At 33.4% G+C, this 23,283-nt stretch carries 18 protein-coding genes, 5 pseudogenes and 1 riboswitch; of the genes and pseudogenes, 2 read left to right on the top strand and 21 right to left on the bottom strand.

The features are described from left to right. Position 1: 1 nt before the first annotated feature. The 6 genes and pseudogenes from cobA to ACZZ95_RS08195 form a co-directional block, all read right to left on the bottom strand. Positions 2-775: a uroporphyrinogen-III C-methyltransferase gene (gene cobA / locus ACZZ95_RS08220; RefSeq protein WP_463468679.1), complete on the bottom strand. Its 774-nt coding sequence runs from the start codon at positions 773-775 to the stop codon at positions 2-4. Further along, complete coding sequence (locus ACZZ95_RS08215; RefSeq protein WP_463468678.1) at positions 768-2,858, bottom strand: nitrite reductase; 2,091 nt, start codon at positions 2,856-2,858, stop codon at positions 768-770. Before ACZZ95_RS08215 ends, cobA begins: the two co-directional genes overlap by 8 nt. Positions 2,859-2,969: 111 nt before the next feature. After that, positions 2,970-4,214 carry a sulfate adenylyltransferase subunit 1 gene (locus ACZZ95_RS08210; protein WP_318802391.1) on the bottom strand — a complete coding sequence of 415 codons (1,245 nt, stop codon included), beginning with the start codon at positions 4,212-4,214 and terminating at the stop codon, positions 2,970-2,972. Between the two features lie 157 nt (positions 4,215-4,371). Further along, positions 4,372-5,272: pseudogene (gene cysD, locus ACZZ95_RS08205) on the bottom strand (sulfate adenylyltransferase subunit CysD). 146 nt (positions 5,273-5,418) lie between these two features. Beyond that, positions 5,419-6,128 (bottom strand): annotated as a pseudogene (locus tag ACZZ95_RS08200) (phosphoadenylyl-sulfate reductase). A gap of 25 nt (positions 6,129-6,153) precedes the next feature. Next, positions 6,154-7,041, bottom strand: coding sequence for a sulfite exporter TauE/SafE family protein (locus ACZZ95_RS08195; RefSeq protein ID WP_463468677.1), 888 nt, complete (start codon positions 7,039-7,041; stop codon positions 6,154-6,156). A 299-nt stretch (positions 7,042-7,340) separates the two neighbouring features. Between ACZZ95_RS08195 and ACZZ95_RS08190 the strand changes: the two genes are divergently transcribed. After that, a complete protein-coding gene (locus ACZZ95_RS08190; protein ID WP_463468676.1) occupies positions 7,341-8,123 on the top strand; it encodes a sulfite exporter TauE/SafE family protein in 783 nt (260 codons plus the stop codon). 168 nt (positions 8,124-8,291) lie between these two features. On the opposite strand, the pseudogene ACZZ95_RS08185 reads toward ACZZ95_RS08190, so the two are convergent. From ACZZ95_RS08185 to ACZZ95_RS08140, 10 genes and pseudogenes are all read right to left on the bottom strand, one after another. Beyond that, positions 8,292-8,699 (bottom strand): annotated as a pseudogene (locus ACZZ95_RS08185) (RrF2 family transcriptional regulator); the annotation flags it as partial. Between the two features lie 145 nt (positions 8,700-8,844). After that, complete coding sequence (locus ACZZ95_RS08180) at positions 8,845-9,351, bottom strand: RDD family protein (RefSeq protein WP_463468675.1); 507 nt, start codon at positions 9,349-9,351, stop codon at positions 8,845-8,847. A gap of 173 nt (positions 9,352-9,524) precedes the next feature. Continuing rightward, complete coding sequence (locus ACZZ95_RS08175; protein WP_463468674.1) at positions 9,525-10,700, bottom strand: trans-sulfuration enzyme family protein; 1,176 nt, start codon at positions 10,698-10,700, stop codon at positions 9,525-9,527. A 133-nt stretch (positions 10,701-10,833) separates the two neighbouring features. Then, positions 10,834-11,259 carry an OsmC family protein gene (locus tag ACZZ95_RS08170; RefSeq protein WP_463468673.1) on the bottom strand — a complete coding sequence of 142 codons (426 nt, stop codon included), beginning with the start codon at positions 11,257-11,259 and terminating at the stop codon, positions 10,834-10,836. Between the two features lie 207 nt (positions 11,260-11,466). Further along, a pseudogene (gene thrA / locus ACZZ95_RS08165) lies at positions 11,467-13,882 on the bottom strand (bifunctional aspartate kinase/homoserine dehydrogenase I). Between the two features lies 1 nt (position 13,883). Continuing rightward, positions 13,884-14,869, bottom strand: a pseudogene (locus ACZZ95_RS08160) (alpha/beta fold hydrolase). Positions 14,870-14,949: 80 nt separating this feature from the next. Further along, a riboswitch (SAM riboswitch) is annotated at positions 14,950-15,058 on the bottom strand. 190 nt (positions 15,059-15,248) lie between these two features. Beyond that, positions 15,249-15,380, bottom strand: a complete 132-nt coding sequence (locus tag ACZZ95_RS08155) for a hypothetical protein (RefSeq protein WP_463468672.1) — start codon at positions 15,378-15,380, stop codon at positions 15,249-15,251. Between the two features lie 712 nt (positions 15,381-16,092). Beyond that, on the bottom strand, positions 16,093-17,181 hold the full coding sequence (locus ACZZ95_RS08150; protein WP_463468671.1) for a homoserine dehydrogenase family protein: 1,089 nt from the start codon (positions 17,179-17,181) through the stop codon (positions 16,093-16,095). Between the two features lie 151 nt (positions 17,182-17,332). Beyond that, positions 17,333-18,637 (bottom strand): O-acetylhomoserine aminocarboxypropyltransferase/cysteine synthase family protein, encoded by a 1,305-nt coding sequence (locus ACZZ95_RS08145; protein WP_463468670.1) that lies wholly within the window; start codon positions 18,635-18,637, stop codon positions 17,333-17,335. An 81-nt stretch (positions 18,638-18,718) separates the two neighbouring features. Further along, entirely contained in the window at positions 18,719-18,910 is a 192-nt protein-coding gene (locus ACZZ95_RS08140) for a hypothetical protein (protein ID WP_095952577.1), read from the bottom strand. Positions 18,911-19,656: 746 nt separating this feature from the next. On the opposite strand from ACZZ95_RS08140, the gene metK reads away from it, so the two are divergent. Beyond that, on the top strand, positions 19,657-20,907 hold the full coding sequence (metK, locus tag ACZZ95_RS08135) for a methionine adenosyltransferase (RefSeq protein WP_463468669.1): 1,251 nt from the start codon (positions 19,657-19,659) through the stop codon (positions 20,905-20,907). 111 nt (positions 20,908-21,018) lie between these two features. Here the strand turns inward: metK and ACZZ95_RS08130 are convergent, their stop codons facing one another. The 5 genes from ACZZ95_RS08130 to ACZZ95_RS08110 form a co-directional block, all read right to left on the bottom strand. After that, positions 21,019-21,240 carry a hypothetical protein gene (locus tag ACZZ95_RS08130; RefSeq protein WP_463468668.1) on the bottom strand — a complete coding sequence of 74 codons (222 nt, stop codon included), beginning with the start codon at positions 21,238-21,240 and terminating at the stop codon, positions 21,019-21,021. Then, entirely contained in the window at positions 21,224-22,015 is a 792-nt protein-coding gene (locus ACZZ95_RS08125) for a hypothetical protein (RefSeq protein ID WP_463468667.1), read from the bottom strand. The genes ACZZ95_RS08130 and ACZZ95_RS08125 overlap by 17 nt, the downstream gene beginning before the upstream one ends. 95 nt (positions 22,016-22,110) lie before the next feature. Next, positions 22,111-22,548 (bottom strand): hypothetical protein, encoded by a 438-nt coding sequence (locus ACZZ95_RS08120; RefSeq protein ID WP_463468666.1) that lies wholly within the window; start codon positions 22,546-22,548, stop codon positions 22,111-22,113. Then, positions 22,454-23,080, bottom strand: a complete 627-nt coding sequence (locus tag ACZZ95_RS08115) for a hypothetical protein (RefSeq protein ID WP_463468665.1) — start codon at positions 23,078-23,080, stop codon at positions 22,454-22,456. The genes ACZZ95_RS08120 and ACZZ95_RS08115 overlap by 95 nt, the downstream gene beginning before the upstream one ends. Next, the gene (locus tag ACZZ95_RS08110) at positions 23,052-23,279 is read right to left on the bottom strand and encodes a hypothetical protein (protein ID WP_463468664.1); all 228 of its coding nucleotides are present in this window, start codon (positions 23,277-23,279) and stop codon (positions 23,052-23,054) included. Before ACZZ95_RS08110 ends, ACZZ95_RS08115 begins: the two co-directional genes overlap by 29 nt. Between the last annotated feature and the right edge of the window lie 4 nt (positions 23,280-23,283).

Below are 23,283 nucleotides of genomic sequence, written 5' to 3'. Positions count from 1 at the left end.
TTTATCGAACGATTTCTTTTGATAGAAATTCTTCGTAAAAGCCTTTTAATTTATTACTTTCTCTGACAACTTCTCCTAAAACAATAATCGCTGGTGAGCCTAATTCTTTTTCTTTTACAATATTTAAAATCGAATCGACTGTTCCTACGCCTACTTTTTCATTAGCCGTTGTTCCGTTTTGAATGATCGCAACTGGCAAATTTCCTTTATTTTCTTTTTGAAACAAATCGATAATTTGAGGTAGTTTGTGCATTCCCATCAAAATTACAACCGTTGCAGATGATTGTGCGGCTAAAGCAATATCTGACGATAATTTTCGATCAGATGTTGTACCTGTGATCGCCCAAAAGCTTTCTGAAACTCCCCTTTTTGTAATTGAGATTCCCTGACTTGCAGGAACGGCAACTACAGATGAAATTCCTGGAACTACAATCGTTTCAATTCCGAAACTTTCTGCAAAATCGACTTCTTCACTTCCTCTTCCAAAAATAAATGGATCGTCGCCTTTTAATCTTACTACATTTCCGTAAGTCAGTGCATTGTCAACAATCAATTGATTGATTTGATCCTGCGTGTAAGCGTGATTTCCAATTCTTTTTCCAACAAAAATTCTAATTGCATTTTTTGGCGCATAATCTAGAATTTCTTCATTGGCTAAAGCATCGTATAAAACCACATTTGCTTCAGCCAATGCTTTTACAGCTTTGAGCGTAAGTAAATCTGGATCACCCGGACCTGCTCCAACTAAAGTTATTTTGGGTTTTGTATTAAGCATTTTCTAATTCCTGTGCTCTATATTTTTCTATTATTGCAAAAAATGCAATTCCTTCTTCAATATATTGTTTTGCAAACGCTTCATTCGGTTCATTTTGATTGATTTGATATACCAATTCTCTGAATGTTGTTGGCAAGCCAATTTTATTAGTTGCTATGAAAACGTTATCAAACAAATCAACAATTCCTGCATGATTGTTTGTTTTTTCATTTTCTGAAAGTAATAATGCTTTTGCACCATTTACAAATCCAGCATAAGCATGATAAATAGCATCTGACCATTTTCCTTCGTCGAAAGATTCTTGTGCGAAAGTCAATTTGTCTTTGGCTTCTAACAATAAAGTCGCCACTAAATCAATCACGACACCAGCACATTCTCCAACTCCAACTGCTTTTACGTAATTATCTGCATTACCCCAATCCACGAAATCTGCTTCTGTTAAATTGGTCACGTCTGCGAAAGGTTTTAAAATTTCATAGAAATATTTCTCCCCTTTTGCATCATAATAATTAAGGAATTTTTCTCCGTTTGCATTGGCATCAAAATCATTTAAGATCGTACGTAATGCATCTGGTCCTCTACGGCTTGGAATTTTGATCACTTTATCTGCAAAACGTCCTGCTCCGTTTCCTAATCTTCCTCCGCCTAATAAAACCTGTAAAGCTGGAGCCACTAATTTTCCTGAGTTGATGGACATTCCCTGAAAACCAATTGCTGACATATTATGCTGTCCGCAGGCATTCATACAGCCTGAGATTTTAATTTCGATTTCGCGGTTGTTTAAATACTGAGGATATTCGGCATTTAAAACTCTTTCTAATTCCTCTGCAATCCCGGTACTACTTGCAATCCCCAAATTACAAGTATCTGTACCCGGACATGCGGTAATATCTCCAACTGAATTATATCCTAACTGAACAAAGTCAAGCTTGGCTAATTCTTGATAAAAGAAGGGTAAATTTTCTTCTTTTACGTGACGTATTACAATATTTTGACGCAATGAAAAACGTAATTCATTTGCGGCGTAATTTTTAATTAAATCAGCTAATAATCTGGCTTTATCAGTATAAAAATCACCTAATAAAACTTTTATTCCGATAGCATAATAACCGTCTTGTTTCTGCTTGATTACGTTCGATTTTTTCCACGCTTCATAAGCTTCAGTATCTTCGATTGTAACTTGTGGCACTTCTAATAATGGTTCAGCAATTGGTCCGTCAAAAGCTGTCGTATCTATTTCGTATGTTTCAAAAGCGATTGCTTTTTTCTCTTTTTCAACCAAATCAAGAAAAACATCTCTTCCCATTTCTTTGATTAAGAATTTCATACGAGCTTTCATTCTTTTTGCACGCTCGCCATATCTATCAAAAATACGGATGATTCCTTCTGCAGTTGGAATGATTTCATTTACTGGAACAAACTCCGAAAGCAATTCGGCATGTGCTGGCTGAGATCCTAAACCTCCTCCAAACATGATTTTAAACCCACGTTGTCCGTCTTTAATTTTCGGAATAAATCCTAAATCGTGCAAATAACTTAGCGCCGTATCTTCGTCTGAAGATGAGAACGAAATTTTAAATTTACGTCCCATTTCCTGACAAATTGGATTTCTTAATAAATATTGAAAAAGTCCGTGCGCATAAGGAGAAACATCAAAAGGTTCGTTTACGTCTACACCTGCTAATTCACTTCCTGTAATGTTTCTTACTGTGTTTCCACAAGCTTCACGAAGCGTGATATCGTCTTTAGCCAAATCTGCCCAAAGTTCTGGTGTTCTGTCTAAGCTAACATAGTGAATCTGGATATCCTGACGTGTTGTAATGTGTAAACGACCTGTAGAATATTCGTCAGAAACTTGGGTGATACGCACTAACTGTTCGCTGGTAACTTTACCGTAAGGCAATTTGATACGAATCATCTGCACACCTTCTTGACAGCGCCCGTAAATACCGCGCGCTAAACGAAGACTACGAAAACGCTCATCATCAATTTTTCCTCCACGGAATAAGTGAATCTTTTTTTCTAATTCGATAATCTCTCTTTGAACTACCGGATTTTCTATTTCTGTTCTAAAACTTTCCATTTGTTTTTTAATGCTTTAGGCTTTAAGCAATAAGCTGTAGGCTTTCTTGCGTCGCTTGTTATACATTTTTGCAAAAAGCTTAAAGCCTATAGCTTAAAGCTTACAGCAGGTTTACCTAATAAATCCTACTCCTGCTGTTGTGTTCGTTGCGGTATCAATTAAGATGAAGGCTCCGTTTGATTTATTTTCGTTATAGGCATCAAAATACAAAGGCTTGCTTAATTTGATGGTTACTTCTCCAATTTCGTTGATCGCTAGTTGCGACGCTTCTTTTGTTCCAGAATAATCTGTTGAGATTGTATTTTTGATACTTTCTACTTTCGCTAAAACTGAATTGGTGTTGTGTTGTACGATATATTTTGTACCCGCAACCAATTTCTTGCTGTCCATCCAACAGACAGTTGTGGTAATTTCTTTTTCAATTTTTGGAAGTTCTGATGATTTTACAATCATATCGCCTCTTGTCACATTGATATCATTTTCTAATTCGATTGTGATAGATGAACCTGCAACGGCTTCGTCAAATGTTTTATCGAAGAAATGAATTTTTGAAACTTTAGATTCTGTTAAAGAAGGAAGAACAGTTACAGCATCTCCAACTTTAATTGAGTTTCCGTATAATTTTCCAGCGTATCCTCTAAAGTCATGGTATTCTTCTGTTTTTGGACGAATAACGGTTTGAACAGGGAAACGTGCTTTTCCTGCTTCAAAAACATCAGAAGAATGTAATCCTTCTAAATGCTCTAATACCGTTTGACCATCGTACCAAGTCATATTCTCCGATTTATCCACTACGTTTCCGCCGTTGATTGCACTTAACGGAATGTAACTTACGTTTTGCTCTTTGAATGTGCTTTTTGCATTTAATGCCTGAAAATCGGCTTTGATTTTATTGAAAACTTCTTCTGAATAATCAACCAAATCCATTTTATTAATCGCAACAATTACCTCTTTTACCCTCAATAAATTATTGATAAAAAAGTGACGATAAGTCTGCTCAATTACTCCTTTTCTGGCATCAATTAAAATAATAGAAACCTGAGAAGTCGATGCTCCTGTAACCATGTTTCTAGTGTATTCTACGTGACCTGGAGTATCGGCAATAATGTAACTTTTCTTTGCAGTCGAAAAATAAATATGCGCAACGTCAATTGTAATTCCTTGTTCTCTTTCTGCTACTAAACCATCAGTTGCCAATGAAAAATCAAGATAATCGTATCCTTTTTGTTTACTGCTTTTTTCGATTGCCTCGATTTTATCTGTGGTCAATGATTTTGTATCATACAATAATCTCCCGATTAAAGTACTTTTTCCGTCATCTACACTTCCTGCTGTTGCTATTTTTAAAACTTCCATTCTAATATTTTTGTTTCAGGTTTAATTTTTTTGTTTCAAGTTTCAGGTTTCAAGTCTGCTGAAACTTTATCTAAAATTTAAATCTGTATGTTTTTTTGTTTTTCTGATTTTCACTTCTGAATTGCATTCACAATTCATAATTAATAATTCACAATTATTAAAAGTACCCTTGTTGTTTTCTCTTTTCCATTGCGACTTCAGAACGTTTGTCATCGATTCTGGCTCCTCTTTCAGAAATTGTCGATGATCTGATTTCACCAACTACTTCTTCGATTGTTGCTGCGTAAGATTCAACTGTCTGCGGTACAACTCATATCTCCAACGGTTCTAAAACGAACAATTCGCTCTTCGATTTGTTCGTCTTCTTCCTGATACACAAAAGGAGAATGCGACCAGATTAAACCGTCTCTCAAAAAAACTTTTCTTTTATGTGAAAAATAGATGGATGGAATCTCGATTTGTTCTTTTTCGATATAACTCCAAACGTCTAATTCTGTCCAGTTTGAAATTGGGAAAACACGAACGTTTTGTCCATTTTCTATTTTTCCGTTTAAAATATCAAATAACTCAGGTCTTTGATTTTTTTCGTCCCATTGTCCGAAATCATCTCTAACAGAAAAAATACGTTCTTTGGCTCTTGCTTTTTCTTCATCACGACGTGCACCACCAATACAAGCATCAAACTTAAATTCTTCAATTGCATCTAAAAGTGTAGTAGTTTGTAAACTGTTTCTACTAGAGTATTTTCCAGTTTCTTCAACCACTTTTCCTTCGTCGATAGCATCCTGAACATTACGAACGATTAATTCTAATCCTAATTCTTCTACCAATTTGTCTCTAAAAGCAATGGTTTCAGGAAAATTATGTCCCGTATCAACGTGCAAAAGAGGAAACGGAATCTTTGCAGGAAAAAATGCTTTTTGTGCCAAACGCACTAATGTTATAGAATCTTTTCCTCCTGAAAAAAGTAAAACAGGTTTGTCAAACTGTGAAATTACTTCTCTGAAAATGTATATTGCTTCACTCTCTAAAGCGTTTGTTTTTAATACTGAACTCATTGTTTTTTTGTTTGATATTTTTGTTGTGAAAATTTTGTTTCAGGTTTAAAGTTCCAAGTTTTTAACCTGATCTAAAATCTCCACTCTTTATTCTATAATCTATTTTCTATTTTCTAAAAAGTCTTGCCTCTTGCTTCTTGTCTCTTCTACTCTTTCTTAGCACTGTGCAAACCACATTCTTTATGACTCGATTCCCACCACCATCTTCCGGCTCTGATATCTTCTCCCGGGAAAATTGCTCTTGTACATGGCGCGCATCCAATACTTACAAAACCTTGTTTGTGTAAAGCATTTTGAGGAACATTGTTTTCTTGCAGATACGTTTCAACTTCTTCCAAAGACCATTTTAATAATGGATTGAATTTGATGATTTCAAAACCTCCATCGTATTCAAACAAATTTAAATCTTGTCTGTTTTCTGACTGCTCTGCTCTTAAACCTGTAATCCAAACTGAATTTCCTGCCAAAGCTTTTCGTAACGGAATTACTTTTCGAATAAAACAGCATTCTTTTCTGTTTTCTACTGAATCGTAAAAGCTGTTTGGGCCTTTTGCTTTCAGTAAATTTTCTACCGCCATGCTTCTGGAAAATAAACCTCGATTGGTCTTTTATACTTTTTCAAGGTTTTGTGAAAAACGTCGTAAGTTTCCTGAAACAATCTTCCGGTGTCTAAAGTAAAAACCGTAATATCAGTATTGCTTTTGGCAATGAAATCTGTAATTACTTGATCTTCCTGACCAAAAGAAGTAGAAAAAATTACTTTTCCCGGAAATTTTTCTGCTAAGAAAACCAAGGTTTCATCCAGCGAAAAATCTTTAGTTTTCTCTAATAATTCTTGTACAATAATCGCACTCATAATCTCTTTCTCCCTATCTAAAGAATTATAATAATTTAGATAATGTTTTTAAACTCAATAATATAATTAGAACTCCAACGGCAACCATCATTGGTTTTCTTTTGATTTTATTTACCAAATAAGTCGCTAACGGTGCCGAAATAACTCCTCCTAAAATCAACCCGATAATTACCTGCCAGCCGTGAATACCGCCAAAAAGCATAAATGTTATACCACTTGCAAATGAAATGGCAAACTCAGTCGCATTAACTGAACCAATAGTATATCTCGGATTTCTTCCTCTTCCTAATAATGTTGAAGTTACAATTGGCCCCCAGCCTCCGCCTCCAACTGAATCCATAAAACCTCCAAAAATGGCTAAAACACCTAATTTTTTAGTTTTTCTTTTTACAATATTCTTTTTTAAAGCTTTTCTAATAATGATTATCGCCAAAATAATCATGTAAACAGCAATAAATGGCTTAATAATATCTCCATCAATTACATCTGATAATAAATAAGCTCCTGTTATCGAACCTAAAACCCCTGGAATCAATAAATGTTTTACCAGTTTTTTATTAATATTTCCAAATCTATGATGTGAAAGTGCCGACGCTCCTGTTGTAAACATCTCAGAAACATGTACTGCTGTACTGCTCACCACTGGCGGAATTCCGTATGCCAATAAAAACGACGTCGAAGTTGCTCCATAACCCATTCCTAAAGTTCCATCAACCAATTGAGCAAAAACACCAATGGCAAAAAACACTAAAAATTCCTGATTGAATCCTGCTACAAATCCGTCCCAGGAAAATTCAGCGTGGTGATTGTATATTAACACTGATAATAAACCTACCAATAAAACAATAGGAATTCCAATCCACAGCTTTTCTTTCAAAGAATCAGCAGTATTTATTTTCAGTTCTTTTTCCATATTAAAACGATTGGCTTTATTTTAAAACCCATTACCCTATCGGGCTAATAGATTACTTTGCAAAAATACTACTTATTTCTAAATTACAAAGTAATATTAATATTTTTTTAAGCCTTGAATTAGTCATTTATGAGATTCTAAGAGAGGTCTTTAAACTAATTTCACAAATAATGACACTTTACAGCATATTTAAACAATATAATTGCAAAATAGGTTTGCATATTAAATACCTTTTTTAATCTCTACAATATCTATAGAATAATTATAAAAATGTCGTATTTTAGCGCCAAATTTTTTTTATGGATTTTCAGATTGGTCTTGTGATTGCTGGGTTAGCGGTTGGTTTTATTGTTGGATTAACAGGTGTTGGCGGAGGTTCTTTAATGACTCCGATTTTATTATATTTTGGCATATCGCCTACAACGGCAGTAGGAACCGATTTGCTTTATCTCGCTTTTACCAAGATGGGCGGTGTTTTTGTACATCATAAAAAAGGTAATATAAACTGGAAAATTACGGGCTGGTTAACATTAGGCAGTGTTCCCGCAGCTTTGGTAACACTATGGATATTACATAGCATAAAGACTGATATCGAAACTATAAATCGCGTAATTAAGTACAGTTTAGGGTGGGCATTACTGTTTACTTCTGTTGCGATTATATTCAAAAATAAAATTTTAAAGTTTTCTCAAAAACATGCGGGAGATAAATTTCACAGCGAAAGCCGTACCCAAAATATGCTGACTATAGCAATTGGAGTTTTATTGGGCGCAACTGTAACCTTAACTTCTATTGGAGCTGGAGCATTGGGAACTGTAACTTTGTTTTTTCTTTATCCTTTACTTCCAACTCCTCGTTTAGTAGGAACTGAAATTGCGCACGCTGTTCCGTTAACTTTAGTTGCCGGAATTGGGCATGCTTCTATGGGAAATTTAGATTTAGCACTGTTGGGACAATTATTATTAGGATCTCTTCCCGGAATTTATATTGGCGTAGACTTAAGTGGAAAAGTTCCTGATTTGTTCCTTAGAAATGCCATCGCTGTTATGCTTTTCCTAGCAGGATATAAATTAATTTTTTAGAATAAATATTTCTTCGTCCTTCAAGGTTTTCAAAACCTTGAAAGTGTGATTTTAATAAAGACCTACAAGGTTTCGAAAACCTTGCAGGACAGTAGATAGTACATAAAAAAAAAGACCATTTTCACTAATATGAAATGGTCTTTTTTTATTTTTAAAAGCAACTTCTAAAAATGCAATATCTGCCAATGAATTACTTTCTAATATTTTAAGGGTATTATCTCTAACCTCAGTCATTAAACGTCTTGTCGCACAAGTAGTTTCATCATCGCAGTCGTCGCATCTTTCGTAAAAGTTATGACTCGCACAAGGCAGTAATGCAATTGGACCTTCTAGAATACGATAGACTTTCGCCATACTAATGTCTTTAGGATCTTTTATCAGGTAATAACCACCGCCTTTTCCTTTTTTTGCTCCAAGAAAACCAGAGTTTCTCAAAAGCGACAAAATACTTTCTAAAAATTTAATCGAAATATGTTCACTTTTCGCAATTTCGGCAATTTGTACAGGTTCGTTATTGTCTCTCCTGGCTAAATATGTAAGGGCTTTAATTCCGTATTTTGTTTTCTTTGAAAGCATTTTTATATTTTAGATTGTAATTGTAAATTATAGTCAAAATGGACTAAAAAAACAATAAACATATTTTCTTGCAACAAAAATAATCTTTTTAAATGAGAATATAACAGATCTAAACCTATATTCTACTAAATTAGTATAGTTTAAGTTAGTTTGCATCATTTACTCCTATTAAATTTAAACTATAAAACATTTCCATATCATTTTCTAGGTCCTTTTTCTCTACAACGAATGTTTTAGAAATTGAATCGTGCCATATTCTTTCTGACTTACCTAAAAATGAAAGCGCATCAAAAGGAATTAGACGACATAATGTTCTTATACAAATAGCTTTAAAATTCGGTCTCAAACCATTTTCATTTACGACAATACTACCTGTAATAATCTTTCCTATTGTTCTGCCAAAAAATCCTTCTAGCACTAAATAATAAAACATTGCAAAAGAAAGATAAGTCCCAAACATTCCAAGTTTTATCATTATTTCCACCAAAATCTCGTATATAGCCCACTGCAAAATATTCCCAGTAATTACGACCAATAAAGTAAAAATAAATATCGTGACGAGAATAAATACAAAATCAATAAGACAATTAAAAAAACGATCTCGATCAGAAGTTAAAATTTTCTTTTCCACCACATATATAGAAGTACCCAATTGTATATTGAATTTGAATTATTACTCTTTTTTAATTTCAACCTCAGCAAAAATATATTTTTTAGTGAAACAATCTTGAAAAAAGAATGACGATTTTAATAGTAAATAATTTACAGTTAAAATCGTCATTAATAAAGTGAGCGAATCTAATATCTAAAATCAGAAATCTAAAATTAATTATCCAATGCCTGCTTTAAATCGGCAATTACGTCTGCGACGGTTTCTAAACCAACAGAAACACGAACCAAACCTTGCGTAATTCCAACTGCCAATTGATCTTCTTCAGATAATTTGCTGTGCGTTGTAGAAGCTGGATGTGTTACAATAGTTTTAACATCGCCAATATTTGCAGAAAGTGAACATAGTTTAATTTTGTTCAAAAATTTTCTTCCTGCTTCAAGACCGCCTTTAATTTCGATAGCAATAATGTTACCTCCTAAAAGCATTTGTTTTTTTGCAATCTCATATTTTGGATGTGATTTCAAAAACGGATATTTCACACTGTTAACATTTGGATGACTTTCTAAGAACTCAGCTACTTTTAAGGCATTTTCGCAATGTCTGTCCACGCGAACTGCCAAAGTTTCCAAACTCTTTGATAGAACCCAAGCATTAAATGGTGACATTGCCGGCCCTGTATTTCTTGAAAATAAATATATCTTACGAATTAACTCTGCATCTCCAACTGCGACACCTCCAAGAACACGTCCTTGTCCATCCATTAATTTTGTTGCCGAATGAACTACAATATGTGCACCATATTTTATAGGCTGTTGAATGTAAGGTGTTGCAAAGCAATTATCTATTATTAAAATTAAATTATGCTTTTTTGCAATTTGCCCTAACAATTCTAAATCAATTACATCTACACCCGGATTTGTTGGTGTTTCAGCGTAAAGGATTTTAGTATTTGGCTTTATGAAACTTTCAATCGTTTCCGGCTTATTGATATCAAAATAAGTGGTTTCAATATTCCATTTTGGAAAATACGTCATAAATAGTGCATGAGTCGACCCAAAAACACTTCCTGCAGAAACAATGTGATCTCCTGAATCTAACAATGCGACAAAAGTAGAATAGATTGCGACCATTCCAGTTGCAAAGGCATAACCTGATGCCGCACCTTCCATTGCACATACTTTATCTACAAATTCTGTAGTATTTGGGTTGCTAAAACGAGAGTAAATATTTCGTACTTTTTCTTCTGTAAAAGAGGCCCTCATATCTTCTGCATCTTCAAATACAAAACTTGATGACAAATACAGAGGACTGGAATGTTCCTGAAATTGAGTTTTTTCTAAATGTGTACGTATTGCTTGGGTTTCAAAACCAAATTCTTCTTTATTCATTGTGTTGTTATTTTGTTTTTTTGTTTCAAGTTTCAGGTTTCAAGTTTCTAAACTAAAATCCAAACTAAAACAAGTCAATTATTTATACTCATTCAGAGCATTTTCTAATTATTTAATTGACTAATTATCTAATTTATAAAGCTTCGTTGTTTAAGACAACTTTGTATTTAATTGTTGCTGTTGGCTCAACCGTTTTGGCTACTGAACAGTATTTTTCGAAAGAAAGCTGTGCGGCGCGCTGTGCTTTCTCCGGATTGATATCGCCTTCTAAATAAAAAACCACATCGATTTCTTTAAAAGGTTTTGCTTCGTCGATTTGTACGCGTGTACCTTCAACCTCAGCATTAAAAGAAGTGATTTCCTGACGCTGTTTTTTCAGAATGGAAATCATATCAATTGCACTGCATCCTGCAACACCCATTAAAACTAATTCCATTGGACTAGCACCTAAATCACTTCCTCCAAATTCAGCTCTGCTGTCAACGTCAACTATATGACCTCTTTCATTTTTTACTTTAAAATGAAACGCGTCGTTTACTCTGTTTAAGGTTACTTTCATTGTGTTGTTATTTTTTTGTTTTTGTTTTATCAGTGTAATTTCCACAATCTTGCCATCTCGACGTAAGGAGAAATCACACCAGTTGATCTATAACAATTGTCGAGTTTCTTTGACGAGTTTCGCGTGTGATTTCTCCTTCGTCGAAATGACAAACTGGAACCGATTTAGAAAATCTAAAATCTGAACTCTAAAATCTAAAATAGGATATTACCCTTTATCCGATAATCTCAAAATATCTCCAAAAACTCCTCTCGCCGTTACTGCAGAACCTGCACCAGCTCCCTGAATTACGATTGGACGATCTCCGTAAGATTCTGTATATATTTCGAAGAAAGAATCAGAACCTTTTAATCCGCCTAAAGCTGTATCTGAAGGTACTGAAACTAATTTCACTTCTAAATTTCCTTTGTCATTCTGCAAATCTCCAGACAATTCTCCAATGTATCTTAATACGTGATTTGGCTGTTGCTCTGCTTTTATTTTAGCATAAATTGGATCAAATTCTTTTAGTTTTGTCAAGAAATCAGAAGCGCTTCCTTCACGTAAATGCTCTGGAATAAGATTCTGAATCGAGATTTCTTCAAACTCATTTTGCAAATCTAATTCTCTCGCTAGAATCAATAATTTTCTTCCGACATCATTACCGCATAAATCTTCACGCGGATCTGGTTCTGTATATCCGTTATCAATTGCTTCTTGCAAGATTTCGCTGAAAGGCGCATCTTTAGCAGAAAAATTATTAAATAAATAACTTAATGTTCCAGAGAAAACTCCCTTAATTTTAGTGATATTTTCTCCCGAAAGATGCAATAATTTAATCGTATCAATTAATGGCAATCCCGCACCAACATTGGTTTCATACAAATAATTCTTTTGGTTTTCGGTCAAAGCTTTTCTCAATTCTTTATAAAAACCATAGCTTAATGTATTGGCTACTTTATTCGAAGAAATTAAATCAAAACTGCTTTCTACAAGCGGAATATAGTTTTCTACAAAAGTGGCACTTGCTGTATTATCTATCGCAATTAAGTTTTCTAAATGATGATCATTTGCATAAGCGATAATATCTTTAATCGTGTAAGCTTCACCTTTCGTTTCAATTTCATTTTTCCAGTTTGCAGGAACCCCGTATTTATTTAAAAGCAGTTTTTTTGAGTTTGCAATAGCAAAAACATTCAGCTTAATATCTTTACGTTTTTCAATAGTCGCGACCGATTCTAAGATTTGATTGATTAAAGTGCCGCCAACTAATCCGTGACCGAAAATAGCGATGTTTATCTTTTTTAGAAACACCAAAAATCTCTCCGTGAATTACGTTTAAGGCTTTGTTTAATTCTTCTTTTTTAACAACCAAACTCACGTTTTTACCCGTAACGGTGTTGTTAAATAAAATAGGAACAATTTTATTTTTGATTAAAGCTGTATACGGTTTGTGGAATGTACTTAAATCCTGTCCGATAATCGAAATTACCGATACATTATCTGTAACCGTAATTTGATTCACATCTTTAGAATAAAAGTCATTTTCGAACTCTTTTTCTAGTTCAACCATTGCAAGTGTAGCTTTTTCAGTCGCTACAACAAGTCCAATTCCTCTTTCTGAAGAACCTTGCGAAATAATACTTACACTGATATTGTGATCGCCCATTACTTTAAAAATACGGGCATCAACTCCAGCTTTTCCAAGTAATCCGCGTCCTTCCAAATTTACAAGAGAAACGTTTTCTAAAACAGAAAGCGTTTTAATTCCTTCTTTATCAGAATCTGAAGTAATTAGTGTACCGCGGTTTTCATGATTGAATGTATTTAAAATACGAAGCGGAATATTTTTTTCTAATAACGGAATAATCGTTTTGGCGTGCAGAATTGTTGCGCCAAAATTAGCCAGCTCGTTTGCTTCATTAAAAGACAAATATTCGATTTTTTTAGCATCGGCAACTAAATCTGGATTTGCAGTATAGATTCCGTCAACGTGTGTAAAGTTTTGAAGTTCTTCTGCATTTAAATAATTAGCAATTAACGAAGCGGTATAGTTACTGCCATTTCTACCTAAAGTAGTTGTGTCGTTGTTGTTGTTAGAGCCAATGAAGCCTGTAACTATATTAACCGTTTCGCCGTTATGTTCTTTAAAATAATTTACTACGTTTTTCTTTGAAAGCTGTTCCAAAGGCTGTGCATCACCAAATTTAGAATCGGTTTTAAGCAATTCTCTTGAATCTACAAAATTGGCTGGAATTCCTTTTTCTATTAAAATAGCGGTTAATAATTTAGCCGAAAGCAATTCACCTTTTGATAAAATCTGATCTTTGATTTTTTTGCTGTAATCGCCAATCAAACTTACTCCTTCAAAAAGTTTATCTAAAACATTAAATTCTTCCGAAAAATCTACATGCGGATAATCTGATATTTGATATTTTTTAAAATTCTCTAATAATTCTTTATAACTGCCGTTTTTTGCGGCAATGGTTAAGATAAATTCCAATTCATCTGTTGCGTTGCCACGCGCAGAAACTACAACAGCAATTTTTTCACCTTGATTTACTTTATCTGAAATGATTGAAACAACTTTATTAAGTCCTTCTCCATTTGCTAATGATTTACCTCCAAATTTTAATACTTTCATTTTATTTTTTTATTGTTTCTGCCTTAAAAATGTCGGCAAGTAAATGATCTAATTGTTTGTACTCGATTAAAAAAGCGTCATGTCCGTGAACCGAATCAATTTCGCTGTAGAAAACATTGTCTTTAAACTTTTTCAATTCTTCGTAAGTTTCTACGTTTTCTTTTGCTGTAAAAAACAAATCTGAATTAATTCCTACGATATGAATTGAGGCTGATGTCTGCGACAATAAGTTTTCAAAACTTTCACTATTTCTAGTGATATCAATTGTTTTAAGCGACTGATTCATTAATTTATAAGAAGCTAGCTGAAATCTTTCTTCGCAGTTTTTTTCCGTGATGTGCGAGCCAGCTTTCGATATTAAAAATCAAAAGATCTTGATTAACGGTACGCTGAAATTTTTTCTTTAAATGATTCTGGCGATCGATAGCACAACATGGCGTGTATTCTCGCATCTTCGATAGGTTTTGAAGAATTATTTAAAATTTGCTCCTGAAGGAAACAATTGGCAATAAGCCAGTCTGTCGATTTCCAATCGCTTGCAATCGGTATAAGGTGTTCTGTGATATTTGGTTCTAATGCTAAGATTTCCCAGGCAATTCCGCCTCCAACTGAACCTCCAATAATAGCAAAAAGCTTTTCTATATTTAAAGTTTTTATGCCTTCAATAAAAATTCGGGCAACATCTCTGGCAGTAAAATCGAGATAGTTTTCAATTAAAAAGGAATTACTTCCGTTCCCGGGAATATCAAAAGCTAAAATAGTGTAAAGAGAAGTATCGATGGTTTTACCTTCGCCAATTAAGTCATTCCACCAGCCGTTTTCGCCGGTAACTTGTGCGTTTCCTGTTAAGGCATGATTTACCAAAACAATAGGCGCGCTGTACAATGGCTGACCAGCGGTAGTAAAACTTAACGGTAGTGTATGATAAAGCACACCATTTTCTGTGGTGAAATTTTGTATGCTAATAGGGTTTGGTATATTTTCCAATTTTCAAATCTGTTGTATTATCTGATTTGTATCTGGAAATATTAGAAAGAAAAAACTAGTGTAAACTAGAAAAATTCTCGTTGTTATCTTTCCACTTTTGGGAGTGGTAGAATGCGACACCTTCTTCGAATTAACGAAGGGTTGCTAAGGATTCATCGGGTCTAATCCCTCGTCCTTTCTTTATAACATTTCAATACTTTTTTGAACTTAATGGTGCAAATTAACTACTAATTTCTTTAACAAACAAATTTTATCGAAAACTGTTTGTTAAATTTCATAAACATCCTGCAGACAAAAACTCATATACGCAAAAATTTACCGAACAAAAATGCCCAGTAAAATTAAGCAGGCCGAAGCCTATTTTGCGAAACTTTTTAAGTTAAATAAAAAGCGTTTCATTTTCTTTTGAATACATCAAAAACAATAAAGAATTTGGTGTTATTTTTTCAGCATTTTTATCCGTCTCAGTAATTCCGAATCTTGGGTGAACCAATTCGTTTGCTGGCGGCATGGGTTATTTCTTTTTGTTCTTTTGTTTTTCAAAGTAGAAATCGTTTTTGCTAAGTAGTTCAATGTGCTCATGATATTAAGTTTTAGTTTAGTTGCGTTTTATAATGTTTATCTCTTTTTTATCTTTATGTTAACTCCCTTTACGGAATAAAAAAACCCTTTTGGAATTTCAGATACCAAAAGGGTTTAAGTTTTTAAACTCATTTATGCTTTTAGTATCAACAGACGTGCACGCAAATAAGCGCGACAGTAAACATCTTGTTTAGCTGTAAGGATTTATTCATCTGTGATTTATATTGTATTTTAAATTGTTGCATTTGTGTAAAATTAAAAAGCCCCCCAATTTGTTTTGGGAGGCTTTACTATATATATTGTATTCTTACAATTTTTAAGCAATAGACAACCCAGCCTCGGTAATAACCGAAATGGCGCAAAACATTTTGTTGACTTTTAAGTTCATTTGATTTCTAGTAGTTTTTGGGTATAACAAATATGCAAATATTTTTTTTATTACACAAATAAAATTCAAGAATTTAATTACAAAATACGTTAAAAAGTTATTTTTTAACGTCGAAAAACGTCTTACAAAAATAATTTAAAGAAAATTACTGCAAAAACAAGGCTAAACTAAGCATTTTCAACTTTCTAAATTTCCTTAACGAATCAATTTATCAAAGAACATTTCTTATTTTTTCTGCTTTTTTCTAAAAAATTCAGGACCAGACTGCCTCTTTGTTCCTAATTCTTTCGGCAACTTTCAAAATATCGGTTATAATTCCTCGCGAAATTGCCTGTTTACATGGCGACGCACTTTGAATTACAATTGGAACCTGAGCATAAGATTGTGTGTAGATTTCAAAAATGGTATCTGAACCTTTTAATTGTCCAATTGGAGAATGGGCGGGTTCTGAAATCAATTTAACTTCCAGCTTATTTCTTTCTAGATCAAATTCTCCAATATAACGAAGCACGTGATCCTCTGACTGGGTGATTTTAGAAATTTTAAAAGACTTATCTACCTCATCTTTATTAAGTATTCCATTTTTTTCTAGATGCTTTTCTGTTATAAATGGCTGTATCTGAATATCCGAAAAATCAAAATCTTTACCAATTTCTCTGGCTAAAATCAGCAGTTTTCTCGCTGTGTCATTTCCAGACAAATCTTCTTTAAATGTTGATTTCATTAATCCCAAAAGACTTGCATCTTTTAAAACAGATGAAAACGAAACATCTTCTGCCGAAAACCGATTAAAAACATAACTTAAATGATCTGAAAATACGCCTCGAATCTTGGTGATTTTTTCTCCCGAATAATACAAATCTCTTAAAGTCTGTAAAACCGGAATTCCAGTATCAACCGATGTTTCATACAAAAACTCTTTGTCATACTTTTTAAGGTTCAACCTTAGTTCTTTATATAAATCGATTGGCAGTGTGTTTGCTTTTTTATTTACAGCCACAATGTTAAATCCGTTTTTGATGAGCGTGTTATAATGTTTCACCAATTCATCACTGGCGGTTGCATCGACAGCAATCAAATTTTCGAATTCATTTTCTTTAGCAAATTCAATAATATCTTCTACTTTAAAAGGAACTGCCAATTGTCTGAAATTGGTTTCCCAAGCATAACCAACACCTTCTTTTTCAAAAAAAGCTACGGTAGAATTCGTTATAATAGGAAAATGAAAATCTACATTTCTACTTTCCAGAAAAAAATCCTGACTTTCAATAATCTGATTGATCAAAGTACTTCCGATATTTCCAATTCCAAAAAGGATAATGTTTATTTTAAGCTTTGACATAATTTCTAACATTTTAATGTTTAACCACAATAAGACGCACTGCAGTGCGTCTCTACATGGTTTAATTTTTATAATGATGCTTTTCATAAAAAATCACCTTTAGCAATAACCAATCGCTAAAGGCAATTTTTCAAACAAAAAACAAAAAAACCTAATTCTTATTTATACTGTATTGGGAAAGCGAAACACTTTCAAAAACAGTTTGAAGATCTGCGATTAAATCTTCGATATCTTCAATTCCCACAGACAGACGAACTAAATCTTTTGAAACTCCTGTTTCAACTTGTTCTTCATCTGACAGCTGTTGATGTGTTGTGCTTGCCGGATGAATAATCAGCGATTTGGTATCGCCTATATTTGCCAGCAATGAGAATAATTTGGTATCATCTACCACTTTTTTAGTCGCATCAAAACCTCCTTTTAACCCAAAAGTAATGATCCCGCTTTGGCCTTGTGGCAAATATTCCTTAGCTAAATCATAATATTTATTAGATTTTAAACCTGGATAATTTACCCACACGACCTCCTCTTGTTTCTCTAACCATTCGGCCAAAGCCAAAGCATTCTCACTATGTTTCTTGATTCGGATTGGAAGTGTTTCTAATCCTTGAATAATCTGAAAAGCATTAAATGGACTCAAAGCGACACCAAAATCACGCAGTCCTTCGATTCGCGCTTTTGCAATAAAAGCCGCATTCCCTAAAGCTTCGTGATATACTAATCCGTGGTATCCTGCAGATGGTTCGGTAAATTCAGGGAATTTTCCGTTAGACCAGTCAAAATTTCCAGCATCAATCATAACGCCTCCTAATGAAGTTCCGTTTCCAGCGATATATTTAGTTAAGGAGTGAATTACAATATCGGCACCATATTGAATTGGATTTAATAAATAAGGTGTCGCAACTGTATTATCTACTATAAAAGGTACTTTAAATGCTTTGGCTTCTGCCGAAATTCCTTTTAAATCCAAAACGTCTAATTTTGGATTCCCGAGAGATTCCACAAAAAAAGCTCTTGTATTTTCTTTTGCCGCTTTGGTAAAGTTTTCTGGTTTTGAAGGATCTACAAATGTTGTTGTAATTCCTAATCTTGGCAGTGTCACTTTTAGCAGATTGTAAGTTCCGCCATACAAGCTGTTTGATGCCACAATATGATCTCCCGCTTTTAGCAGTGTTAATAATGTTGTAGAAATTGCCGAGGCTCCAGAGGCCGTAACTACAGCTCCTATCCCGCCTTCAAGCGTCGCTAAACGCTGTTCTAAAACGTCATTTGTTGGGTTATTTAATCTTGTATAAATAAATCCAGCTTCGGCAAGACCAAATAGATTGGTCGCATGATCGGCATTATTAAATACATATGATGATGTCTGGTAAATTGGCACTGCTCTAGTCCCTCCGTTTTTAGTAACATCGTGTCCTGCGTGTAGTGCGTTTGTTGCAAATTTGTGTGTGCTCATGATTTCTTAGTTTTTAGGTATTGTTAATACTTTTATATATTGTTATTGAATTTTCTAATTTTAATTGACTTTTAAATTGATTTAAACAAAATGACTTTCTGCTTCTTCTTCCAGATCATACATGTGAAACAATAATGATTTTTGGCTTTTTATATATTGTTCTGGATTATACTTTACAGCTTCATTAATGGACTCTTCAGCTTTATTATTTTTTTGAGAATCTGTTCTCAATAAGTATTCAAATGCGATTGTATTTATATCTAGCGTGTTCATGATTTTTAATTTTAAAATGTTGGAAATAAAAAAGCCCTTTCGGATGGCTTACCAAAAGGGCTTATAGTTGAAACTATAACAAAGATTTTATCTTTCACTTTCGGCAATAGCAAATTGGGATGCACATCGACATCTTACAACACATCATCATTTTATTTACTATTGAATTATTCATTTTATTTTTATTTTTTTTTCACCTATAAGGTCATTAGCTTTTAATCGAACACAAAACTTATATTCTCTTATAAATCTTATTTAAATTACTTTCGGTTTGAACAAAAAAAAACCTCCGCGAATTGCAGAGGTTTTATTGTTATTTTTAGATTTAACTACTAAACAATAGCGCGCTCTGCGGAAGTTCCCGACATCATACAGCACATATTTTTAGCAATTAAATTCATTTTTCTACGTGTTTTGTTTGGCAAATGTGAGAACTTTTTTCCAATCCACCAAACAAAAACTTAATTATTTTCCATTACCCTATCAAATTACTATATTAATGTTAAATTTCTACTATAAAAAATAAAAAAAGTTGAACTTTAATTTGCAAATCAAAATGGTTTTGTACTTTTGCACGCGAATACAGAGGAAAAATTTGAACTGATTGCAACCTCTTCATAATGAAATGGTTCGTTATGAATGCTGAAAAATAGATTTCAGTAGTAAAAAATGCTAAAGCAGAAACTCTCCTTTAGCACTTTCAGCAATTACTTTTTCCTCGCTTAATGTTAATTTAATAAATTATTATGGCTTATTTATTTACGTCAGAATCTGTTAGTGAAGGGCATCCAGACAAAGTTGCAGATCAAATTTCGGATGCTTTAATTGATAACTTTCTGGCATTTGATGCTGACTCAAAAGTAGCTTGTGAAACATTAGTTACTACTGGTCAGGTTATTTTAGCAGGTGAAGTAAAATCAAATACTTATCTTGATGTACAACAAATTGCACGTGAAGTAATCCGTAAAATTGGATATACTAAAAGTGAATATATGTTTGAAGCGAATTCTTGTGGAATTCTTTCAGCTATTCACGAGCAGTCTGCAGACATTAACCAAGGAGTTGACAGAGCTAAGCCAGAAGAGCAAGGTGCTGGAGATCAAGGAATGATGTTTGGCTACGCTACAAACGAAACAGAAAACTTCATGCCATTGGCACTTGATTTATCTCATAAATTATTACAAGAGTTGGCTATTTTAAGACGTGAAAACAAAGAAATCACGTATTTACGTCCAGATGCTAAATCTCAGGTAACTTTAGAATACAGCGACGATAACAAACCAACTCGTATTGATGCAATTGTTATCTCAACTCAACACGATGATTTTGATGAAGAAGCTACAATGCTTGCTAAAATCAAAAAAGATATTATCGAAATCTTGATTCCAAGAATTATCGCTAAAAACCCAGAGCACGCTCATTTATTCAACGATAAAATCAACTACCACATTAACCCAACAGGAAAATTCGTTATTGGAGGACCTCACGGAGATACTGGTTTAACAGGAAGAAAAATCATTGTTGATACTTATGGTGGAAAAGGTGCTCACGGTGGTGGTGCATTCTCTGGAAAAGATCCAAGTAAAGTAGATAGAAGTCTTGCTTATGCTACACGTCATATCGCTAAAAACTTAGTTCTTGCAGGTGTTGCTGACGAAATCTTAGTTCAGGTTTCTTACGCAATTGGAGTTGCTGAGCCAATGGGAATTTTCATTGAAACTTACGGAACTGCTAAAGTTGATTTAACAAACGGTGAAATCGCTAAAAAAGTAGAAGCTATTTTTGATATGCGTCCTTACTTTATCGAACAGCGTTTAAAATTAAGAAATCCAATCTATAGCGAGACTGTCGCTTACGGACACATGGGACGTAAACCGGAAACTGTAACTAAAACTTTTTCTGCTCCGGGCGGACATTCAAAAACAGTTACTGTTGAATTGTTTACTTGGGAAAAACTCGATTTTGTTGACCAAGTAAAAACTGCTTTTGGATTGTAATTTAGATCATTAGACTAGCTTAGATTTTAGACATTCTTAGCTCGCTAAACATAAAAAAAGCCGATTTCTAAATTAGAAATCGGCTTTTTTGCATTTAAACCAAACTGTTTATTAATAAGTTCCGTTTTGCATTTTTGCTAACGTTTCTTTTATTTCGTTTGCAGTTTCTTCTTCACCAACAACAGCTAAATATTTTACGGCCAAAGTCTGTGTTTCGATTGCTTTTTGTTTTTGGCCGTCTTTATAATACAACTGCGCCAAAGTATCTAAGTAATACGGATTGTTTTTAGTGACAACTAAACTGTATTCTGACCATTTAATGGCATCTTTCAAAAAGGCCGCATTTTGAGGTTTTAGTACTACATTCCAAAGTCGCATTATTACTCAAGTCAGAATGATAATCTTTAAACGAATTCCAACCATCGTAGGAATAACTTGAACTCGAATCTAATCCAGAAAAAATTGCATCTAATTTTTCAATTGGACTTGTTCCTGCCAGAGTCGAATCAAAATAAGTATTAAATTCTTTTAGAAAAGTAGTATTTGATCCGTCATTGTCTTCAGTTTGATTTAAATAATCAAAGTAATTTCTATAAGCATCAAAATTTCCCTTTCCTGATGCAATTATCTTTTTATAAATAGAATTGAATTTTTCTTTATTAATAGTTCCATCAACTCCATCTTGAGATGCATAAACGTTTAATTGTAAAGCATTTGAAATTTCTGAAACTACATTTCCAAGACTGTGAATTTCTCCTTCTTTACTATTAAAGGCGACGGTATTATTTTCTATTTCTTGAGAATGTTTAAGCAAGTAATCGATCGCTAAGAAATCGGTATCGTTTAAAATTCTATCTTGATTGTAAAGCTGTTTTGTAAATCCTTGATTTTTGATTTCTTTTACAATTGTTTCAACCAAATACATGTTCGCATTCTTGTCTTTTTGATGCGATTCGATCAATTTTTTCCAGCTTTGTGCAACTTGTTTGCTATCCAAAGTAACTTTGGTAATTACAAACTCTGTTGAATTAGGATCTGTAACTGTGTATTCTGAATCATAATCATAAGAACTTTCTAATAAAGCTGCTTTATTAAAAGCTTTAATCAAATCTGAGTCAGTCTGCCTTTTTATTTTTTAAAACATTGTCCAATGAAACAAAAGCATCTGCTCTTAAAATCTTAAGATAAAGATCTCCAAAATAACTAAATTGATATTGCTGAGCTGTTAAATCTGATTTCGCAGCTGACTAATAAATCCCCTTCTCCATTTACAATTAGCACACTTGGATCATTAGTAATTTTATTACTTTTCAACCATTTTTTATCATCGGCTCCAGCCAAATAATAATTGTAAACATCATAAAGAGCATTGTATTTATCATACATATTATAACCTGTCTGCGTTTCCTGATCTTTTATGACAGCATCAAAACTTTCTTTTGCTCCTTTAGTTTTATTGTCTACTGCAACGACTAAAAATTTATTATCTGCTTCTTTTGTCGACTCAATAGCTTTCTTTAAGCTATTTTCAATTTTTAATTTAAAATCATATTTCGTGTACTCCTGCGATGAAATTGCATAATCTACATTTGTCGGCTGCGCTATCCACTGCGACTTCAACGGCTGTACCGAAATCTTCATTTACTAAAGTATTTTCTTTACCTGGATAGGTCCAATTTTCAATCGATAAGCTTTCCAAAGGAACAACTTTTGATGTTTTGGTTACGGGCTGAGGATTTTTCTCGTTTGTAAAAACCAAAGGATTTAATCCTGATTTTTCAGAGATTTTTAACTCATTTGTAGTTCTATCAAAAAAGCCTGTGATTTTCAAATCTCCTAAAACAGCCAATTCATAACCTATAGTTATTTCTGAAACATCTTTTGGCAGTGCATATTTATTAACTGTAGCTGGATTATAATTGTCTTCAAAAACTAAATATAAAAAGGCGACTTTTTCAATTTCAAATTCTAGGTCTGTTTTTTTCCATTCAGGATCTGACTTCGTTTTAATATCTGAAAGCCTTTGGTATTTAATTTCTTCTTTCCCTTTCTGGGTTCCTATATAAAAGGAATAATAAGACGGATCTAAGAATTTTACTTTGATATTTTTAGCCTTTTTATCTATTTTAAAAGAGAGATCAAAATTAGTTTGTCTTTGCAGTATTTTTGGCAAATAATAATGAATCTCCTTTTATTTCATAATCTCCAGAATAAAATACCAGTTCGTATTTATTATCTTCTAACAAATTCAGTTTGATTTTCTGACCTTTGTTTGTGGACAAATAAGTTCCTTTTTCAATACCATTTGTTTGAGCAAACGACGTAAAAATTACTGAAGTAAATAGCAGTAAACTCCAAATAAAATTGCGCATAATA

The organism is Flavobacterium sp. AC267 (assembly GCF_979258715.1).
This window is presented reverse-complemented; position numbering and strand designations above follow the sequence as displayed.